Origin of the sequence: Candidatus Cardinium sp. cBcalN2 (assembly GCF_022810445.1) — a bacterium.
Classification (GTDB): domain Bacteria; phylum Bacteroidota; class Bacteroidia; order Cytophagales; family Amoebophilaceae; genus Cardinium.
Genome location: NZ_JAACGD010000028.1, coordinates 1 through 336, shown reverse-complemented (window position 1 = coordinate 336; position 336 = coordinate 1). Strand labels below are relative to the sequence as shown.

General features: G+C 35.1%; 1 protein-coding gene. It reads right to left on the bottom strand.

Annotation, left to right across the window (positions count from 1 at the left end):
• The coding region (locus MUW74_RS00990; protein ID WP_243553020.1) for a hypothetical protein at window positions 1–336 on the bottom strand (336 nt) is incomplete at both ends.

The window sequence follows — 336 nt, the reverse complement described above, 5'->3', positions numbered from 1 at the left end:
AATTTGTTTGGTGGCGTTAGAATTGGCTTAGCCTCTGCAGAACTACTTATATTACTACCAGTAATTGAAGTTGTAACCAAAATAGGTTTAGCAAAATTGCCTACATGATTACCATCAGTTAGTGAAGCAGGACCTTGCATGTTGCTTTCTTGATTATTAGGGTCATTAGGGTCATCAGCGTCATTAGGGTCCACATCAGAAATATTTTTTACTTCTTCCCCATCTTGGTTTCTATTATTAACTTTATTTTTAAATGAAGATCTAAAATTGCGCGATTTTGGTTTGTGTTTATTCGTACCACACTGAGCACCGCATAAAAAAAGCAACATAAAAAAG